Below are 18,807 nucleotides of genomic sequence, written 5' to 3'. Positions count from 1 at the left end.
AGCGATGACGGGTATCGAAACCCGCCTGACTCGTTTTGCGGCGTCGCATCCGGAGGCGCGACGCCTGGTGCGACAGTTGTCAGAATGCATACTTGGCACGACGCCGTGCATCGCTGCGCTGCAGCCAGCCGATCACCGCATCGCGCACGCGCTGGCGCAGGCGGTCCAAACGCGTCGGATTGCTCACAATTTGCGCGCGATAGAACGACGGGCAGAGCACCGCGGCATGCGAAACCTCGCCGCATAGCCCACATCCGACGCAACTGTCCATCACCGTGGCGACGGGGTCGCGTCGCAACGGATCGGGGTTCTCGCGAATCGAAAGAGACGGGCAGCCGGACAAACGGATACACGAATGGTCCCCGGTGCAGGTGTCCGGGTCGACGCCGAAACGTTCCCGCACCACGCGCTCGCCCGCCGCAATGGCCTTGCGCACCTTCGGCTTCTCGCGCCGCTGCTTGTTGAGCATGCATTCGCTCTGCGCAATCAGCACTTTCGGCCCCTTGGCCGTCGTGGTGAGCGCTTCCCGCAACGTCGCCGTCATGGCCTTCAGGTCGTAGGTGCGCTTGATGGTGCGAACCCACTCGACACCCACACCCTTGACTGCCTTCTCGATCTCATGCCCCGTGCTGCGGGTCGGATTGGTTGCGGTCGACGACAGGATGTCCTGCCCGCCGGTTGCGGACGTGTAACTGTTGTCGATGATGACGGTCAGGTTGTCGCTACGGTTGAAGACCGAATTCGCGACGCCGCTCGTCAGGCCGTTGTGCCAGAACCCGCCGTCCCCCATCACCGAAATCGCGCGCTTTCCGGACGGCGCGTTCAGCGCGGCAGCGCCCGCGCCCCCCAGACCGTATCCCATCGTCGTATTGCCGAGGTTGAACGGCGGCAGAATCGAGAAGAGATGGCAGCCGATGTCCGCGCTGACGTGGTGCGGGCCCAGCTCGCGTTCGACGAGCTTCATTGCGGTGAAGATCGGCCGCTCGGGGCAGCCGGTGCAGAAACCCGGCGGGCGCGCGTGAACGGCGCGATCCAGTTCGCCCGATTCCTCGACATCGCCGCCGTCGGCCTGGGCTACGAGCTCCGGCGATTTCGCAGCGGACATCGAATCCGCCGGAGCCTGGACGAGCGGGATGACTCGACGCGCCGGGACCTGAACCGGCTTCGGCTCGACGATGCCATATCGTTCGAGGAACGCACGCACACCCGCAAGCACCGTCGCGGTGTTGTATTCGCCAGCCATCGGCAACAGGTCCTTGCCGTGCAGCACGGTGTCGAGGTCCAGCTGACGAAGGATGTTCGCGACGTTCTGCTCGACGAAGTTCGGCTGCCCCTCCTCGAGAACGAGGATGGCGCGTTTGCCTTGGCAGAAGCGCTCGAATTCCGCGTCGACCAGCGGATACGCGACATTCATCACGTAAAGCGGGATCTTCGACTCGCCGTAGACGTCCGCAAAGCCAAGCTTCTCGAGTGCCCGGATCAGCGTGTTGTAGTTTCCGCCCTGCAGCGCGATCCCGACGTCGGCCGCGCCGTCCGCAAAGAATTCGTTGAGCTGGCGCTCCTGGATGAAGCGGATCGCTGCCGGCCAACGCGCCTGCACCTTTTCCTTTTCATGTAGGAAGCTGGCCGGGGGCAGCACGATGCGGCTCAGGTCGCGCGTCGGATTCTCGAGCGCATCCTTGACCGTAAACCGGGGACGGCGATTTTCGGACGTCACGAACTGACCATGCACGTGGCACGAACGGATGCGCATCTGCAGCATGACGGGCGTACTGCTCGCTTCCGACAGGTCGAACCCGTCCTTGACCGCCTGCACGATGCACGGCAGGTTCGGCCGCGGGTCGAGCAACCACATTTGCGACTTCATCGCGAACGCGTGGCTGCGCTCCTGCATGATCGACGAGCCTTCGCCATAATCTTCGCCGACGATGATGAGCGCGCCGCCCAGAACACCGCCGGATGCCAGGTTGGCGAGCGCGTCGGATGCGACGTTGGTCCCGACCGTCGCCTTGAAGGTGACCGCGCCCCGGAGCGGGTAGTTGACCGACGCGGCCAACGTCGCAGCGGCCGTGGCTTCGCTCGCGCTGTTCTCGAAACGGATGCCGTACTCGCCGAGAATGTCCTGTGCGTCGGCAAGCACGTCCATCAGATGCGAAATCGGTGCGCCCTGGTAGCCTGCGACATACGCGACGCCGGACTCCAGCAGTGCCTTCGTTACGGCAAGAATCCCCTCGCCACTGAACAACTCGCCCGCACCCAGGCGCAGTTTCTTTACCTCTTCGACAAAAGATCGCTCGGCCATCGTGTTCCTCTAAGTGATTCGTCCGGCACGTCGTGCCCATGTGCTTCACTTTCGGTCGCCACATCCCCTCCGTCAATACATGAATAATCATGTACTTTTACTTTTCGCAGGACGTGGATATCCATTGCAGGAACGGGATATTGCCGGCGTCCCGAGGACGGGTTTTCCTGCGTTTCTGGGTGCCGACAGGTCAAAGTACTATTCTGCTAACAACCTCGTTTCCGAAAAGCTACCCCAATTGGCTGCTGCGCCGCACAACGTACGCGAGCGACGCCTTGACGGTTGACGCCAGCCATCGCTGATTACATGAAAACTCATGTGTATTGGCACGAAGGTTGCATCGGAATTCTGTCATCGCCGGCAATTTCACGAAGCGGCGGCCAGCTAGCAGACGTACCGTCCGACTCTCGAAAAGGTATTAGTCATGTTGCACATCATGTCCTCCACACCCCCGTCCCAGCAGCCCGGGGCACCATTGGACCGGGGCCTGAGCGATCCCGGCCAATTATTGTTCGCATCAGGGGACGTCGACGAAGTTCGGTCGATGGTGGGACGCGTCATGAAACCGCACAGCCTCAGAATCATTGGCGGCGGGGAGCGACTGGATGCGCGCATGCATTTCATGCCGCTGGGCGACGTCTCGGTCAGCCGGCTCCGGTACGGTTCCGCCGTGGAAATCGGCCCCGGACCGCTCGAAGACTTCTTTTTGGTGCAGATGCCCCTCATTGGGAGCGCGGCAATCGACAGCGGTGCACAACACATCGACTCGTATCCGGAACTGGCATCCGTCCTCAGCCCCGACGACGACACCAGCATGCGCTGGGCTGCCGGGAACGATCAGCTCATGGTGCGAATCTCCCGGTCGTTACTCGAACGCACGCTGGTAGGTCAGCTCAATCATCCGTTGGAGCGCCCGTTGCACTTCGAACTGGGCTTCCCTGGCGGGACAACCCGCTCTGGCAATGCCTGCTGAATTACCTGATGAATTGCTCGGCACAATGTCCGAGCCTGAAAGACCATAAGCTCGTCGTCGACCAGATCGAGCAGCTGGTCGCGTCGACGCTGCTTGCGACCCAAAGACACAACTACAGCGATACGCCGCCCGCGCGCCGCGGTACGATCCTGCCCCGCCACATCAGGCGCGCGAAGGATTACGTGAAAGCCCATGCGCACGAACCCATTTCGGCGGAGCAGCTCGCGCAGGTTGCAGGCGTCAGCGTGCGCAGCCTTTATGCCGGTTTCAAGGAATATCTGGGCGTGAGCCCGATGCAGTATCTGCGCGACCTGCGCATGGAATGCGCGCGTACAGAGCTGACGAGCGGCGAGGCCAGCAATGTGGCCGGCGTCGCGCTGCGCTGGGGCTTCGCGCACATGGGGCGTTTCAGCAACGACTACAAACAGCGTTACGGCGAGACGCCGAGCCAGACGCTGCGTCAGCGCTGACCGGCGGTCACGATAGGTCCGAGTAGCGATCGGGACGGTACGACGGCGATATCCGGCCGGGCCGCTGGCGCCGTAAAGTCATGACCGGGCGACCGGATGGATGGCCGCCAAGCACACACGTGCAAGCGGGTGTTCTGCCGCAACCCGTCCTCCTTGCGGGAAACGCCGGCCTAAGCACTCAAGCTTCGAGGCCGGCGATGCCTAGATCGATTTTCGATCCGAGCCTTGCGATCGGATCACTCCACCAGAGCCAGCACACGCAGCGGACTGCCCGAGCCGCCCTCGATCTTCAGAGGTGCAGACAGGATTAGTGCGCCCTGCGGCGGCAATTGGTCGAGATTCTTCAGACATTGCAGTCCGTAGCGATTTGCGCCGTGCATCAGCGTATGGCACGGATAGGCGAGCGGCCACGCATAGGACTGCCCGGCATCGGTGTTGATGGTCTCGACGCCGAAGCCATGCACGTCGCGTTGATGGATCAGCCACTCGACGGCTTCCTGTGTCGGACCGGGCGTGTGGGCGCCGTCGTCCCGCAAGTTGAGGAAGGCGGTGGCATCGTTGACGCGCCGCGACCAGTCCGTGCGAAACAAGACCCATGCCCCCGCCGGGATGCGGCCGTGCCGTTGCTCCCACGCCTCCAGAAAATCCACGGTCAGCAGCCAGTCGTCGTCACCCGCGACGTCGGCGCTGGCGTCCACCACCACGGCCGGAGCGACGAAGCTTTTCGGTTCGATGGTGTCGACGCTATTGTGCGGATGGTCGCGCCCCGTGATCCAGTGCGCCGGCGCATCGAAGTGCGTGCCGGTGTGCTCGCCGCACGTGAAGTTGTTCCAGTACCAGGCAGGCCCTGCCTCGTCATAGTGGGAAATGCGCTCGATCGTGAACGGCTTGACCTGGCCGAACTGCGGCGGCAGTTGCAGCGCCGGGAATGACGGCGACAACGTCTGCGTGAGATCGACGACGCGAATGGTACCGCGCGCCAGCCGCTCCGCCAGATCGGGCAAGACAGGATGATTCGTGTGCGCCATGAAAGGAAACCTCCAGTGATTTGATTGGGATCCGCAGCCTACGAAGCCGCGTGCACCGATGTGAACCGTCCCGCGTGAAAGACCAGCGGCGTACCCTGCTGACTAGCGGTTCGAACGACACGCCCGATCAGCAGGAGATGGTCGCCGGCGTGTCGGGAATGGTCGTGCGCACAGATCAGCGTGGTCATCGCCCCATCGATTGCGGGCACGCCTTCGGGCGCGTCTTGCCACGCCACGTCGGCAAACTTGTCGGGCATCCCGGCAGTCGCAAAACGCCGGGCCAACGCTTCCTGTTGACTGGCAAGAATGTGGATCGCGAAGTGTGTGCTGTCGCGGAACGCGGCCAGATTCGGCGAGTGCTCCACGAGGCTCCACAACACCAGCGGCGGATCGAGCGACAGCGACGCGAAGGAATTGATCGTCAGTCCGACCGGTCGCCCGTCGGGCGTGCGCGTGGTGACGATGGCAACGCCCGTCGGATAGCTTCCGAGCAGATTGCGCAGCGTTCTGGGCTCCAGATCGACACTGCCCCACGCGGCCGCATCGGCCGGTGCGGCGTCCGGGGACGCAATGCATTGCGACATGTCGTTCTCCTTACGCGATCGCCGAGACGGCCTCGTGACGTGCCAGGAAGCCCTCGCACGCCTGCTCGTCCGCCCACCACGGGAAATAGCTCGGCGGATAGTTGAACCCGTCGGCGATGACGCTCGCCAGCGACGGCAGGCTCCCGGCCGCGCCGAGCAGCTTCAGCACGTGGGGCGGCGGCGGCGTGAGCAGCGAATTGGTCCATTGCACCACCCAGCGCGCGTAGTCCCAGAATTGCTCGAAGGTCTGCTCCATCCAGTCGCGCGTATAAGGCTGCTCGCCGCGGGCGAGAATCGCATCGAGATAGACCTTGCACGCCTTCGTCGCATTGTTGGCACCCTGCCCCGTGATCGGATCGTTGGTGACCACGGCGTCGCCGAGCCCGAACACGAGCCGCCCGGAAGGCAGCGTCATGACCGGCTTGCGGACGGTGGGCGCGAACGCGCCGGCCAGAATGCCGTTGTCGTCGGTCAGCTCGACGTGCCGGGCGCGGTCGGCCTCCCACGGCAGGTACGTTTCGAGGAAGCCCTTGCTTGCGGCAAGGTGCTCGGCCGGCGTGCGGACGTCGCGCCAGCAATCCAGCGGGCCGCCGGGCACGCCCTCGAATACCATGATGTCGCAAGGGCCGGACAGCGTCAGCGCGGGGAACACGAAGTATTCGCCGACGCCGGGAATCAGGTTGAACGACACGCGCGAATAATCCGGCGCCTTCTCCAGGCCGTGCACGTAGGTCAGTGCGAGTGCGCGCTGCGGTTTGTCGAACGGCGAGCGCACGGCATCGCGCTCGAACAGGCGGACCACCTCGCCCTTGCCTGCGGCCAGGACAACGAGATCGTGATGGTCGGCAAGCGCTTCCAGTTCGGCGATGCCGGCATCCTGAATCAGCACCCGGCCGCCGCGCGACTCCACCCGTTCGAGCCAGGCGGGCACCTTCACGCGCTGATCCACCGATTGCGCCGGGCGATCGAGTCGTGCGCTCCAGTCGATGATCTTCGCCCCCTTCGATTCCGGATGGGGGACCGCGAAACCGATACCCTCGACGGGCGGACACGCGTCTTCCCATTGATTGAGGCCGAGGTCTCGCTCGATTTGCAGCGCAGGGTCGAACATGCACTGACTCGACATCACCTTGCCGCGACGAATGTCGTCCGGCGTGCGGTTGGTGACGACGGTCACCTCATAACCCTGGTCCAGCAGCCCGATCGCCAACGGCAAACCGGCCTGGCCTCCACCCACGATTGCGATTCGACGCATCGATGTTCTCCTTGATGAATATTTGATTGGTTCTGGAATGCCGATTATTCGGCGAGCCGCGGAATGGCGGGCCGGGCCTGCTCCGGACCCATCGCGGAATAGCCGCCGTCGACCGCATAGTCGGCGCCGGTGACGAACGACGCATGCCCCGACAACAGGAAAGCGACGACGTCCGCCACTTCCGACGGGTCGGCGACACGCCCGAGCAAGTGATAATCGGCCGCCACCCGATCCGTCTTGGCGCGATCGCCGTGGGTCAATTCGTCCATGACCCGCGACCAGGTCCACCCCGGCGAGACGGAATTCACGCGAATGCCGTCCGCTGCGAAATCCATGGCCATGTTGCGCGTGAGCTGGACGAGCGCGGCCTTCGAAACCGGGTAAAGCCATCGTCCGGTCTGCGCGACCCTGGACGAAATGCTCGTGAAATTGACGATCGAGCCACCGCCGGCCTTCACCATGTACGGATGGACGACGCGCGCGACCATGACCGCGCTGACCACGTTGACGTCGAGCGCCGTCAACCAGTCCCGGCGCCCCGACTGCACGCCGTTGTCGAGATAGGTTGCCGCGAGATTAACGAGGAAATCCACGCGGCCGAAGTGCTCGGCGACGGCAGCAACGCCCTGCTCGAGCTGCTCGTCGTTGACGATATCGACTTGCCAGAAGCGCGTTTGCGCCGGATCGGCCGACGTCACGCGCGCACCGCCCGCCGCATCGATGTCGAACACAGCTACCTTGACGCCGTAGCGCCGGAGTGCGTCGACCACGGCCGCGCCGATGATCGTCGCGCCGCCGGTGACGATGGCCACCTTGCCTTCAAGATCTTTCATGCGAATCCACCTTGCTCGAGGAAATGACACGTTCTTTGTGTGCAACGGACGCGAGCGCCACTCGACGGCTTCGGCCAGTCAACGGGTCAGAACACCGTACCCATGCACCGCCAGCCCGACCGGAGAGCGCTCGCTCATGTACGCCCGTCTGCTTGATTCGATAATGGATCGCCAAATCCCCTTGCATGTATCCGCATCGCGCAATGACTATCCGTCGTCTGCCGGTATTGAAAGGACATCAATCGTCATGCCATCAGGCATGATCCGGAACCAGAAAGACGGCAAGCGCAGCCAGCAGGCCCGCAACCGCGAAGATATGGAAGCAGGACGCCAGACTCACTTGACTGCTGACCAGGATGCCGCCAAGCAGAGGGCCGGCGATGGCACCCAGCCTGCCGAATCCCAAAGCGAGCCCGAGCGCTGTCGCACGAACGTCGACGGGAAAGTATTTCGATACGTACGCGTTCAGTACCAGCGTGGTAGAAATCGAGCCGATGCCAGCCACGCCGACAAGGCCATACGTCAGGAGGGTACCGGGACGGGTACTGAGAAGCGCAATGCTGAACGCGGCAATCAGGTACGAAATCACGATGACGCACCTTGATCCCCAGCGATCTGCTGCCGCGCCTGCGACCAGCGAGCCGACCGCAGCGGACAGGTTGAGAGCGAGAAGCAGCGCCAGGCTCGAAGCGAGCGGATAGCCGGCGCCTCGCATCATCTGCGGCAGCCACGTGTTCAGCCCGTAAATCAATAGCAAGCCCATGAAGAACGCTACCCAGAACAGCAGCGTCGCCCGGATACTTGATGGCCCGAACAGGCGGCCGATCGTTGCGCGAAGAGGGTGCGCACCCACCGATTGCGAATCCGCTTCGCCGTCGTACGGGTCGATGCCAAGACGCAACGCGAGCGTGTCGGCCTCCCGAAAACGCCGCTGGCTTCGAAGAAAGGCAATTGACTCGGGCATGCCCCACGCAATGAGAGGAACCGCGAGTAGCGGAAACGCCCCGATCCGGAAGAGCGCACGCCAACCGCTGTCCTTCAGAAGCCAGAGCGATAGCAACGCAATGGAAACTCCGCCCAGTGCGTAGCCCGAGTACATCAACGCGTAATTGAAGGAGCGCCGACGAACAGGTGAATACTCGATAGTCAGTGCCGACGCGGTTGGTATCACGCCTCCCAGACCCAATCCGCCCACGAATCGGCACCACCCGAACTCGGCGGGCGTCTGCGCCAGCGACGCCCAGGCCATCGTGACCGAAAAAATGCCGACACATGCAATGAGCGTTTTCTTTCGGCCAATCATGTCGGACAAGGTACCGACCAGTACGGCGCCGACCAGCATCCCGACAAGCGCGTAACTACCGAGCACACCGAACTGCGTTGGCGATAACCCCCACGTTCTCTCTTCGATCAGAGCCGGCAATACCGCACCGTAGATGCCTACGTCATACCCTTCGGCAAGAATGACGAAGAGGCAGATTGCTATCACGCGAGTCGTAACCGAACGCGGTATTTCCGGCGTATCAGACCGAGAATGGCTGCGCTCGGTTGAAAACACCACCCCTCGAATTTCACTCATGGAAACGTCGGCCTCGTTGCGTGACGGTGGAAGCAAGCTTCGGGTCAATCGGGTCAATCGGGCCGCCTAACTCCGCGGCCCGTCCGCTCATGCAGCGTCTACACGAGACTCGCTTCGCAAACCGCGGGCTTCCAGCAGCGGCAGCACTTCGTCGCGGAAATACGGAAACTCCTGAACGTAATCCACGAACGACAAGGTCGTTCCCTTGAAACCGGCTTCGGCCAACGCCTGGATGCCGTCGGCCACCTGCTTCGGCGTGCCGACGAGCGGAAATCCGCCGTGCCCCGCCGCCATTCGGTCGCGGATCAGCGCAAGCAGATCGTGCGGAAACGATTGGGCATTCGCAAATTGCAACGCGACGAGGTTGTCGACGGCGCCCCAGTCAGCGTGCGTCTGCGCGAAATGCTGCAAGTAGTCGCGCGCCTCGCGCTCCGTCGGGCGACAGACGACATGCGAAAACGTCAACACCTTCATGTCCCGCCCGCTCGCCAGACCGCGCGCTTTCAACTCCGTCACCTCGGCACGGGAGCGCTCCAGGTCGATCGCGGGCGTAAACAGAAAATCGGCGTTGCGCACAGCGAATTCGCGACCTTCGCCCGACCCCGCCGCATTGAGAATCGGCGGGCGCTCGGTACCCCATGGGGTCGGCAGCCCATAGGCCCCTTTCAGCGAAAATGCATCGCCATGCCAATCGAATGCGCCGTCGCCATTCCAGAGCTTGCTGACGATGTCGAACCACTCTTGCGCGTACGCATAACGGGTGTCGTGACGATCGGATAGCGCAAGACCGAGCGCCTCGTACTCCGGCCGGTTCCATCCCGCGACGATATTCAACCCGGCGCGGCCGCGGCCGATCTGGTCAAGCGTGGCGATCTGCTTCGCGACGACGACCGGATGATTCGCAGCCGTGTGCACCGTAGCGAAAACGGTCAGACGCCGCGTCTTGGCCAGGATGCCGGCCGCCCAGGTCGTCGTTTCGAGCACGGAGCCGTGGAAGTCCGTCTCGCCGCCATAGCCGATCCATCGTGCGATCGGCAACATGAAGTCGATGCCCGCCTCGTCGAGCATGACGGCGAGTTTTTCGTTGTTCTCCCACGAATTGTTCCAGCGCTCCGGAATTTTCGTGACCGACATGCCACCCGAGCAATTCGTCGCGAATGTGCCGAGAATGAAGTCGCTTGAAGACAGAATCCTTCTCATCGTTTCACCTTCAGGTAAGGCGTTGTACACAAGGCCGTTTACGCACGGTTCAAAAGAGATGCCGGATGCCGGCGCGCAATACCGTCTGATTCCGGCCGTCCGACGGGCCGAACAAAATGACTTGCGCCTGCGCGCCGTTGCCGCTCGCTCGCTGGTAGGTGACGCTCGTATAAACGTCCGTCCGCTTCGACAGCGAATAGTCGAGCGTCAGGTTGACCTGGTGTGCCTTGTTTCCGTTGAGCGCCGCATTGCCGTCCATGAACTGATAGGCGGCAGCGGCCCGGAACGCGGGGCTGAATCGATACATGCCGCCCACCTCGTAGACGTCGACGCGCCCCCCGGTGTAGGTATTTCTCGTGGACGTGTAGAGCGCGTCGAGATAGACGGGCCCGAGGAACACGCCGCCACCGATGCCGAAGTTGCGGATTCCGGCATTGCCGCCGTTGATGCCCGGGTAACGCACGTAGGTATACGCGGCGTCGATATTGAAGAGATGATTGCCGTAATCGATTGCGAAACTTTGTGCGCTATTTTGCGAGATCGCGCCCGCAACGCCGCCGAATCCGTACATGGCGCCGAAACTCAGGCCATTGAAGTTGGGGCTCTCGTATTTGACGGAATTCGAAATGCGCTCGCCCGACACGCGGTCGAAATCGAATGCACCGCTCGGCTGGTTCGGGATGCCCAGCCCGTTGAACGGGCCCTGCCGCAGATTCTGCAGCGAGATGAACGGGAACTCCGGGCCGTAACGCTTGACGGCCAGCGACGTGAACATGAAATCGTACTGATTGCCGGCGGTCAGGCTGCCCCACGTGTTGTCCGTCAACCCCACATAGGCCTGGCGGCCGAACAGTGTCCCGATCGAGGCGCCGTTGCCCGCGTTGAATTGACCTTCGAGCACGAACGTCGCAGCGAGCCCGCCGCCGAGGTCTTCCTTCCCGCGAAATCCGAACAGGTTCGGTGCCAGGACGCCGGTCCCGAGTGACACCTGGCTCTTTCCGCCCACGTTCGTCGCATAGTCGATCCCGGAATCGATCACGCCGTAGATCGTGACGCTGCTTTGCGCATGCGCGGCAATCGGTTGACACGCGCACGCAGCCGCTACCCAAACGCCTGCGACTGCCGACCGGCGCTTTACATTCTCCCCTTTCATCCCTGCTCTCCTCACGCTGAATTGGATCGTTGGCCTTTGCGCCCGACATCACACTGGATGTCAGCGAGCACGTCTGGATCATCGAAGTCCAAAAGTCGTCTCGCTATCCGATTCCCGCAGCGTTCGTCCGACGGACGAAGAGGGGTACGTTCTATTTCACCGACTGGAGTGAGGTTACCGCCGTCAATCGCGCGATGCGTTCAGCGTGTCCTGCGGACGCACGCCGAACCGGCGACGGTAATGGGATGCGAAATGGCCGTAATGCGCGAATCCCCAGCGCATCGCGACATCCGTCAGGCGCAGCGTCGCCGGATCGCCGGACTTGAGCTCGGCATGTACCGCCTTGAGGCGAAGCTCCCTCAGATACGACATCGGCGTCTGGTCGTAGGTCTGACGGAACGCATAGAACAAGGCACGCGGACTCACGCCGACCGTACGCGCGACCTCCTCGACCGACGCGACATCGGCAAGGTGCGCACGCATGTAGTCTTCTGCCCGCTTCACGTAGGCGGGTCGTACCACCCTGCGCGCCGGCATTGCGGCGAGATGTTCGGAGCAGTTGCTTGCGTGGGCGAAAAGCAGGGTATCGATCAGCATGCGCTCGCACCGCTCCGCGTAGGCAGTCGTGCAGAGCAGTTCCGGGAAGGCGATGCTTCCTTCGAGGATGTAGTTCAGTGCACCGCACCATGCCCGCCCCGCCGGGCCGCTCAGGTCCAGTTCGGGTTGAAAGCGCAAGCCCTTTTCCGGGAGCAGGTCGATATGCTCCACGCACGCCTTCTCCATGGTCGGCTGTTCGATACGAACAATGATTTGCCGGAGCTCCGTGGAGAACTTCATCTGCGTGGCCTCCTGCGGCGACAGTACCGCGGCCACGCCCCGGCCTCCCGACACCTGGTGCGCACCGAACGTGTAGTGCCCCGCGCCGTGGACGGGCATCTGAATCAGCGTGAAATCTCCGAGTTCGCCTGGATCGACGCTGACTTCCGCGCCATATTGGAGGTAAAAAATCCGCAGGTTTCCGATCTTCAGCGAACGGAACACGGCGTCGAGCGCATGCGCAGGCCCGGCGACCGACATCCTGTGCGGCTTGAATGCGCGCCCCACTCCATCGATAACCTGATCGGGATCCATCCTGCCCTGGAACTCGACATTGAAATGGCGGAACGCGTCCGGCGTGCCGTCGAAGAACTGGGGATGAGTGTTCATAGCTTCACGCGACGCAGGGCTGATGGCACGATGCAGTGTAACGACACCGGAGCGCTTCTCCGAATCGATCAATATCCGGCGGCCGAATAAAATGCCTTATCGCGACGCATAGCGTCCCGATGGCCAACCTCCTGCCGCCGTCACATCCGACCCTACGGCTCGCCATGGATACTGCTCGCATCGATCTGAACCTGTTACGCGTCTTCCACGCCATTCTGGAAGAGCGAAACCTGACGCTCGCCGCCAGCCGGCTGGGCCTGTCCCAGCCCGCAGTCAGCTACACGCTGGGCCGGCTGCGGGCGCTCCTCGACGATCCGTTGTTCGTCCGCGCCGGCAACGAAATGCAGCCGACCTCGGCCGCGCTGGAGCTGCGCGAGCCACTGAGGCAAGCCATGTCGGCGGCCGAGCATGCCTTTCAGTTGATGGCGCCGTTCGATCCGGCGACGAGCACGCGCGTGTTCCTGGTTTCCATGTCTGATATCGGGGAACTCGCGTTCCTTCCGCCGTTGTGCGCCGCACTGGAGCAGTGCGCGCCGCGCATTCGCCTGGACGTCCAGTCGGTGCCGAGCGTGCAGATAGAGGAATCGCTCCGCGTCGGAAAACTCGATCTGGCGATCGGCAACCTGCCCATGTTGCTCGATCGGACTCCCCATCATCGCTTGTTCCATGAAGACTACGTCTGCATGACCCGGCGCCGCGACGCATTGCCCGACGCCGTGCTGACGCTCGAGCAGTACCTTGCACTGCCGCACGTTCTCGTCGGATCCGTCGAAAGCGCACATCATCAGATCGAGGCGCAGTTCCAAGAGAAGCACATCCATCGCCAGATCGCGTTGCGCGTTCCGCACTTCACGGTCGTGCCGCACATCCTTGCCAGGACGGACTGGATCGTGACACTGCCCCGACGCACCGTCGACTGGCTCAATCCCGACAACAGGTTTGCCGTCTACGACCTGCCGATCAACATCCCCGAGGTCACCGTCACCGTGCATTGGCATGCCAACTCGGACAATCATGTCGCGAACCGCTGGCTACGCAACCTCGTCATCCGCACGCTCAGTGACGAGTCGGCCTGAACGCACCGCCGCGCACCGGCCAACTAGTCCGACGGCCACTCAGGTCAGTCGATTAGCCATCATCCAGCCCGACGCACCGCCAAGCCCCGGCCCCGGATGCGTCGATGCCCCAATCTGGTACAAGTTGCGAAATGGCGTGCCGTGCCCGCGACGGCCTTTGTCGCCCGCGAACGGACGCAGCCAGAAAAATTGGTCGGGCGAACAGACACCGGAATACGGATCGCCGCCGACCAGGTTGCAATTGAGCGCCTCCAGATCGGCCGGCGAAAAGGCCCGGCGCCCGACAATCTTCTCAGACAGGCCCGGCATCACGGTTTCCAGGCGGCGCTGCACGCGATCGGCGACCTGTTCGCGTACCGCGTCGGTCCAGTGACCGTCGACCGGCACCTCGATTTCTCCCGCCGCGTCGCCGCGCAATCTCGACGGCATTTCCTGCATCTGGATCCACAGTATCGCGCCGCCAGCCGGCGCCCGGCTCGGATCGACGGCGGTCGGTTGACCGATCGCGATGGTCGGATGCGCCGGAATCAAGCCATTGTTGGCTTGCGTCACCGACATGCAGACCGTCTCCAGGCTCTCCGTCAGATGAACGAGCGGCACACGGCCGAGCTCGGCATCGCACCACTGCGGCGGCGACGAGAGCGCGAAGTGGATCTGCATGTCGCCGCGCCCGAAGCAATAGGCGTCGGCGCGCTCGCGCCATGGCTCGGGCGCATCAGGCAACAGGCGGCCATATAGCTGCTTCGGGGTGACGTTGCATACCACGGCTTCGCGGGCGCGCCACGTTCGTCCACCGGCGCTTACGCCGACGGCGCGCCCCCGCTCCACGATCACACGCTCGACGTCCGTCCCAGTCACGAATACGCCGCCGTTGCGCTCGATGATCGTACGGAACGCCTTGACGATATTTCCACTGCCCCCCTTGACGACCGGCATCCCACCCGCGATCACGGCCGCGAACGTCAGCTTGCCGATCAGCGCGGAGCACGCATCGTCCGGCCCGAGCCCCGTGTGCAGCGCCCAAGGCGCGATGGCCGCGCGCGCGAGATCGGAACCGAGCGTGCGATTACCCCAGCGCCGAAAATTCTCGAGCGCGGCGCCGACGAAAGCAACAAGCCCGTCCGTCCCGCGGCGGCGCCATTCGCGCCACATCAGCTTGACCATGTTCCAGCCGTACGGATTCTCCCCCAGCAAGCCGAACGTCAGCCCCGCATCCTCCCCGAACAAACGCTGCGCCATTGCGCCGAACGCCGCACCGTCGCCGGCACAGGCTGCGTCGAGGCGGCGTACCGTGTCGTCCAGGTCCTGACGAAACGCCATCGCGCGGCCATCCGGCGTCACGATGCCGGTCGCATAATCGCACTGCGCGAACGCAAGCCCTGCCGCCTGAAGTTCATCCTTGAGCGCCGCGTATGCCGGACTTCCGACAAAGAGCGGATACCACGACGACAGCACGTCGTGGATATAGCCAGGAAACAACTCCTCGCTGCGAATGCAGCCGCCCGGTTCGGCATTGCGCTCGATCACCGTGACCCGCTTGCCGCGCTTCGACAATATCGCCGCGCACACCAGCGAATTCATGCCGCTGCCCACGATGACAACGTCGGTCTCTTCTTGCATCTGATTGCTCTCTGTTTATCGTCCTATCCTCGACGTGCGTATAACGGCGCGTCGGTCCCATCCATGAACGGCAGATGTCCGTATTCGACCAGTTCGAGCTGATTGCCGAACGGATCGAGAAAATAGTTCACCCGAAGCCCGGCGCACGGCCCGCTGTCGATCGCGATCGGGCCCACCATCACCCGCACGCCACGCTCGCGCAGGAACGAGAGTGCCGCGTCGAGGTGCTCGACCTTCAACGCGATATGGCTCGCCCCCACGTCGCAATTGCGAGGCGGCGTCGTACGCGCGTCATGCGGCCGCTCGTAGCGGAACAGCTCCAGCATCAGGTTGCGGCCGAGCGCCATCATCACGAAATTCAATCGCGCGCCGGTAATGTTCAGATGCGCGTGGGTCCAGTCAGTGCCGTCCGGCATCGACGGTAGTTCGTCGGCATCGAACGGGCCCATCCGGTAAAGCTCGATCGCGCCCAGCACATCGCGGTAGAAGCGGACCGCTTCATCGAGATCCGGCACGGTCAACGCCACGTGGTCGACGTGCATCAGGCCAGGCAGGCATTCATGCGTCATGTTGTGTCTCCGGTCTTGTCATGCGCAGCGAAGGGGCGCGTGGCATTCCAGTCGCCCTTTCGCGGCGGCGGCAGTGATGCAGTATCGTGCTCAAACCCTGGCGGAAGCCGGCCGGCCGGCATGAGCGGGCCGAAACACCGTCAGACGCAGCACCGGATACAGCACCAGGCAGATGCCGACCGTGGCGATTGCCTCCACCGGTATGAAGCGGCCGAGGTAGTAGTGAGAGGCGACCACTGCCACGACCAATGTCACAACACCGGACCAGTTGACGATCTCCGCAGGGCGGTCCAGATCGGTGTCGAGATCGCGCGACACACGCCGGACGATAAAGAAATCGGCGACGATGATGCCGGCAAATGCCGTCGTCAGCACGCCGAGAATCGTGATCCAGGAATTGACCAGCACGAGGATCTTCCCGTAGAGCATCAGCAGGCCGATGACGTTGGCGGCAATTACGAAGGCTAGCCGCCCCGGCCGGACATTGAGCGCATCGAAGAGATTGGACAGGGACAGCGACGCGCTGTAAGTGTTGATGACTTGCGCCTTGCTTTGCGCCAGCACCATCAGCAGCGCCCCCAGCGCGCCGCCGAACACGACGAACGCGGCCGTGACGCTGTCAGGGCTCTGCAAGGATGCGTGCAGAGCCGCCTCGTGCGTCATGCCCGCCGTGCGCATATAGAAATCCACCAGCGCCGGAATCCCCGCATACATGATGATCCCGCCGAGACCGAGCATCAACACGTCCATCATGAGGTTGCCGATCAGTGCCGCAAATCCGATGTCCCGCGACCGGCGTGCGTATCGGCCCAGGTCGGCGTCGACGAGCGCGAGCGCACCGGCCGATCCGATGAGAACATTGACGGCGAAGACGAATTTGTTCAGATCGCCTTCGACCCCCATCGACTTGAGGACATCGACCGGAAACTGGGAACCGAACGAGAAGAGGTTCGAAACGGCGAGGCCCGTACCCGACACGACATCGTGAGCGATGTAGGCGAGTACCGCCAGAAACAGGACCAGTGTGACTGACGAGACCCGTGCGATCAACGCGAAGCCATAGGCGGTAAGCAGCACCCAGGCGACGGTCAGCAAGCCGTAGATGACGATCCGCGAAACGATCGTGTCAGCGATGCCGAAATAGAAGATGAAGCCGCGGTACAGCAACGCGTTCTCGAGCGCGAGAAAGCCGATGATCATGAAGGCGAAGATCAGCGACGAGATGATGGACCCCTTCTGCCCGAAGCCGAAGTAGCGCGACATCACCGTGCTGGAAAGTCCCGATCGATAGGCGACGTGACCGCACGCCCAGCCGAGCAGCGCGCCGGCGATCGTCACGGTCACGCCCGCGAGAATGGCGATCTTGAAACCCGCGACAAACGTCACGAGGGCGCCGAGGAACAGCTGAACCAGCGTCGTCACGATTCCCGCGGTATTCCATGACAACGCAAGCCAGCCCTTCCGTTCGTTATCGGGCACACGCTCCAGCGCATGATCCTCCATCGCCGCACTTAGACTCTCGTCCTTCATATCTCACTCCTCATTGATACTGCCTTTGCATGCGGCGCCCGCTCGGTCAGCCTTCAGCCAACCATGACATGTGGCCCCGCCCCCTTGTTTGACCGTATCGTCGAGGTCCACAATTTCGTTGGATATCCGGATCAGGCAATCGATATCCCGGGAATGAAAAAAGGTAATGCCACGGGCTCATGGTTCTCCGATACGCGGCATGCCGGCGGCGGCAACCAGCCGAGCCTCCGGCCCGTTCCGGCCCATCTCGGCGAACAGCGCGTCGGCAAATCGCTCGAGAGCCTCGACGGATCCGTGCACGCTCCGATATTCTTCGCGCCCGATCCTGGCATCCAGCGTCACCTGCATTCCGCAATGACGAGCAAGATTCAACACGTCCATGGCATTTACTCCAAGGCTTTTACCCGCTCACGCGGCGAACAAGCGAGAGGACATTGCAAGCCCCCGCTCTTCCTGCGGAAAGACGTCCCAGGTTCCGTCATCGTGGAAAAAGAAGTACAGGGCAGCTCCATCGTTCCGGCAAGGCAACTCGATGCGAACGTACTGCCTCCGATTTCCGGAGATCCCGCAGGCCTCGCTGATTCGCAGGTTCAAGGGAAAATCCGTACCGAGCCATTTCTCGACGATCCGCCGCAACCCGCGCGTGTTCGCATCGACATCACCCACCCTCACTTCGACCGTGTTCATTGCAAACTCCACCGCGAGCCGGACGATTACGTTTGCGCCCGCTGCAACCCTCGCTGCCTTCGAGGTAACTCAAAGATAGGTGGATGGGTAAAATCGGCGTTATCCGGCCGTAGCAGCAACTATCCGTTGACTGCACAAAGCGCGGCTTCGCAAGACTCTGGTCAGACAATTTCCACTTCCCCGACATGCGAGGTGTCAAGGTGGGAGCTATCATGGGCGCATTGGCGCGGCGGCGGCGCGGCCGAACTTGCGAGTCCAAACTGAGAAACCGATCAGTTCCAGCTCTTCGTCCGAAAAAGCGCGACGAATTGGCCCGCTCTACGATCTGCGGCAGGTTCTCTGTCACCGGGGTAACCGCCGGCAAAGGGTCGAGATACACTTGCCTCAAGTGTCCTTACCGAAGGAAACGACGCCCGCTTTTGAGGTAAATGGGAGTCGGATCGGTCGACGTTGACTGCCGGCTTCGCTTGGTCTTATGAGAGTGTTACGAGCAGCCAGCGAGGCTGACCGATCGCTTTCTCCAATCCTCAAGCGCGAGATCCTGTTATGCAGGACCACCTCCCGCGCATTTGCGAGAAGTTGTCAGACATCGCGCTTCCGCAGTGATTAGCGATAGACCGATGGCGGCTGCGCGCATCGGTCGCTCGTGGCAGGCGGCTGGAGCAGCAGCTTGCCGTGACGGTGCGTAGGGCGTGAGCCATTGGGTGAGCCAGAGGGCTACCAGCTGGCTGACTGGCCCGCA

The 18,807-nt window shown here is 62.7% G+C and carries 15 protein-coding genes and 1 pseudogene; 2 read left to right on the top strand and 14 right to left on the bottom strand.

Features of this window, described 5'->3' with window-relative positions:
• Positions 1-79 precede the first annotated feature (79 nt).
• The gene (locus ACSHSS_RS18850) at positions 80-2,302 is read right to left on the bottom strand and encodes a thiamine pyrophosphate-dependent enzyme (RefSeq protein ID WP_445545365.1); all 2,223 of its coding nucleotides are present in this window, start codon (positions 2,300-2,302) and stop codon (positions 80-82) included.
• Positions 2,303-2,738: 436 nt separating this feature from the next.
• Between ACSHSS_RS18850 and ACSHSS_RS18845 the strand changes: the two are divergent.
• A pseudogene (locus ACSHSS_RS18845) lies at positions 2,739-3,745 on the top strand (AraC family transcriptional regulator).
• Between the two features lie 236 nt (positions 3,746-3,981).
• Here ACSHSS_RS18845 and ACSHSS_RS18840 read toward each other — a convergent pair.
• From ACSHSS_RS18840 to ACSHSS_RS18805, 8 genes are all read right to left on the bottom strand, one after another.
• Positions 3,982-4,773 carry a cyclase family protein gene (locus ACSHSS_RS18840; RefSeq protein WP_445545364.1) on the bottom strand — a complete coding sequence of 264 codons (792 nt, stop codon included), beginning with the start codon at positions 4,771-4,773 and terminating at the stop codon, positions 3,982-3,984.
• A gap of 38 nt (positions 4,774-4,811) precedes the next feature.
• Positions 4,812-5,357 carry a flavin reductase family protein gene (locus tag ACSHSS_RS18835; protein WP_445545363.1) on the bottom strand — a complete coding sequence of 182 codons (546 nt, stop codon included), beginning with the start codon at positions 5,355-5,357 and terminating at the stop codon, positions 4,812-4,814.
• Between the two features lie 10 nt (positions 5,358-5,367).
• Positions 5,368-6,612 carry a styrene monooxygenase/indole monooxygenase family protein gene (locus tag ACSHSS_RS18830; protein WP_445545362.1) on the bottom strand — a complete coding sequence of 415 codons (1,245 nt, stop codon included), beginning with the start codon at positions 6,610-6,612 and terminating at the stop codon, positions 5,368-5,370.
• 44 nt (positions 6,613-6,656) lie between these two features.
• Positions 6,657-7,445 (bottom strand): SDR family oxidoreductase, encoded by a 789-nt coding sequence (locus ACSHSS_RS18825; protein WP_445545377.1) that lies wholly within the window; start codon positions 7,443-7,445, stop codon positions 6,657-6,659.
• A 253-nt stretch (positions 7,446-7,698) separates the two neighbouring features.
• Positions 7,699-9,024, bottom strand: coding sequence for an MFS transporter (locus ACSHSS_RS18820; RefSeq protein WP_445545361.1), 1,326 nt, complete (start codon positions 9,022-9,024; stop codon positions 7,699-7,701).
• A gap of 87 nt (positions 9,025-9,111) precedes the next feature.
• Positions 9,112-10,224 carry an LLM class flavin-dependent oxidoreductase gene (locus ACSHSS_RS18815; protein WP_445545360.1) on the bottom strand — a complete coding sequence of 371 codons (1,113 nt, stop codon included), beginning with the start codon at positions 10,222-10,224 and terminating at the stop codon, positions 9,112-9,114.
• A 49-nt stretch (positions 10,225-10,273) separates the two neighbouring features.
• Positions 10,274-11,377, bottom strand: a complete 1,104-nt coding sequence (locus ACSHSS_RS18810; protein WP_445545376.1) for a porin — start codon at positions 11,375-11,377, stop codon at positions 10,274-10,276.
• Positions 11,378-11,560: 183 nt separating this feature from the next.
• Entirely contained in the window at positions 11,561-12,583 is a 1,023-nt protein-coding gene (locus ACSHSS_RS18805; RefSeq protein WP_445545359.1) for an AraC family transcriptional regulator, read from the bottom strand.
• A 119-nt stretch (positions 12,584-12,702) separates the two neighbouring features.
• Here ACSHSS_RS18805 and ACSHSS_RS18800 point away from each other — a divergent pair, with 119 nt between their 5' ends.
• Positions 12,703-13,659: a LysR family transcriptional regulator gene (locus tag ACSHSS_RS18800; RefSeq protein ID WP_445545358.1), complete on the top strand. Its 957-nt coding sequence runs from the start codon at positions 12,703-12,705 to the stop codon at positions 13,657-13,659.
• Positions 13,660-13,698: 39 nt separating this feature from the next.
• On the opposite strand, the gene ACSHSS_RS18795 is transcribed toward ACSHSS_RS18800, so the two are convergent.
• The 5 genes from ACSHSS_RS18795 to ACSHSS_RS18775 all read right to left on the bottom strand — a co-directional run bounded on the left by ACSHSS_RS18795 (position 13,699) and on the right by ACSHSS_RS18775 (position 18,065).
• Complete coding sequence (locus ACSHSS_RS18795; RefSeq protein WP_445545357.1) at positions 13,699-15,279, bottom strand: phytoene desaturase family protein; 1,581 nt, start codon at positions 15,277-15,279, stop codon at positions 13,699-13,701.
• A 23-nt stretch (positions 15,280-15,302) separates the two neighbouring features.
• Positions 15,303-15,848: a VOC family protein gene (locus ACSHSS_RS18790; RefSeq protein WP_445545356.1), complete on the bottom strand. Its 546-nt coding sequence runs from the start codon at positions 15,846-15,848 to the stop codon at positions 15,303-15,305.
• A 90-nt stretch (positions 15,849-15,938) separates the two neighbouring features.
• Complete coding sequence (locus ACSHSS_RS18785; protein WP_445545355.1) at positions 15,939-17,378, bottom strand: purine-cytosine permease family protein; 1,440 nt, start codon at positions 17,376-17,378, stop codon at positions 15,939-15,941.
• A gap of 177 nt (positions 17,379-17,555) precedes the next feature.
• The gene (locus tag ACSHSS_RS18780; protein WP_445545354.1) at positions 17,556-17,759 is read right to left on the bottom strand and encodes a hypothetical protein; all 204 of its coding nucleotides are present in this window, start codon (positions 17,757-17,759) and stop codon (positions 17,556-17,558) included.
• 27 nt (positions 17,760-17,786) lie between these two features.
• Entirely contained in the window at positions 17,787-18,065 is a 279-nt protein-coding gene (locus tag ACSHSS_RS18775; RefSeq protein WP_445545353.1) for a hypothetical protein, read from the bottom strand.
• Positions 18,066-18,807: the final 742 nt, after the last annotated feature.

The sequence above is a fragment of the Burkholderia sp. BC1 genome (genome assembly GCF_052683555.1).
Note: the sequence above shows the minus strand (reverse complement) of the source record. Positions and strands in the feature narration are given on the sequence as shown.

What these genes read in the sequence shown, in the direction of transcription:
- ACSHSS_RS18850 (WP_445545365.1), bottom strand. Translation starts at nt 2,302, where the DNA reads ATGGCCGAGCGATCTTTTGTCGAAGAGGTAAAGAAACTGCGCCTGGGT.
- ACSHSS_RS18840 (WP_445545364.1), bottom strand. Translation starts at nt 4,773, where the DNA reads ATGGCGCACACGAATCATCCTGTCTTGCCCGATCTGGCGGAGCGGCTG.
- ACSHSS_RS18835 (WP_445545363.1), bottom strand. Translation starts at nt 5,357, where the DNA reads ATGTCGCAATGCATTGCGTCCCCGGACGCCGCACCGGCCGATGCGGCC.
- ACSHSS_RS18830 (WP_445545362.1), bottom strand. Translation starts at nt 6,612, where the DNA reads ATGCGTCGAATCGCAATCGTGGGTGGAGGCCAGGCCGGTTTGCCGTTG.
- ACSHSS_RS18825 (WP_445545377.1), bottom strand. Translation starts at nt 7,445, where the DNA reads ATGAAAGATCTTGAAGGCAAGGTGGCCATCGTCACCGGCGGCGCGACG.
- ACSHSS_RS18820 (WP_445545361.1), bottom strand. Translation starts at nt 9,024, where the DNA reads ATGAGTGAAATTCGAGGGGTGGTGTTTTCAACCGAGCGCAGCCATTCT.
- ACSHSS_RS18815 (WP_445545360.1), bottom strand. Translation starts at nt 10,224, where the DNA reads ATGAGAAGGATTCTGTCTTCAAGCGACTTCATTCTCGGCACATTCGCG.
- ACSHSS_RS18810 (WP_445545376.1), bottom strand. Translation starts at nt 11,377, where the DNA reads ATGAAAGGGGAGAATGTAAAGCGCCGGTCGGCAGTCGCAGGCGTTTGG.
- ACSHSS_RS18805 (WP_445545359.1), bottom strand. Translation starts at nt 12,583, where the DNA reads ATGAACACTCATCCCCAGTTCTTCGACGGCACGCCGGACGCGTTCCGC.
- ACSHSS_RS18800 (WP_445545358.1), top strand. Translation starts at nt 12,703, where the DNA reads ATGGCCAACCTCCTGCCGCCGTCACATCCGACCCTACGGCTCGCCATG.
- ACSHSS_RS18795 (WP_445545357.1), bottom strand. Translation starts at nt 15,279, where the DNA reads ATGCAAGAAGAGACCGACGTTGTCATCGTGGGCAGCGGCATGAATTCG.
- ACSHSS_RS18790 (WP_445545356.1), bottom strand. Translation starts at nt 15,848, where the DNA reads ATGACGCATGAATGCCTGCCTGGCCTGATGCACGTCGACCACGTGGCG.
- ACSHSS_RS18785 (WP_445545355.1), bottom strand. Translation starts at nt 17,378, where the DNA reads ATGAAGGACGAGAGTCTAAGTGCGGCGATGGAGGATCATGCGCTGGAG.
- ACSHSS_RS18780 (WP_445545354.1), bottom strand. Translation starts at nt 17,759, where the DNA reads ATGGACGTGTTGAATCTTGCTCGTCATTGCGGAATGCAGGTGACGCTG.
- ACSHSS_RS18775 (WP_445545353.1), bottom strand. Translation starts at nt 18,065, where the DNA reads ATGAACACGGTCGAAGTGAGGGTGGGTGATGTCGATGCGAACACGCGC.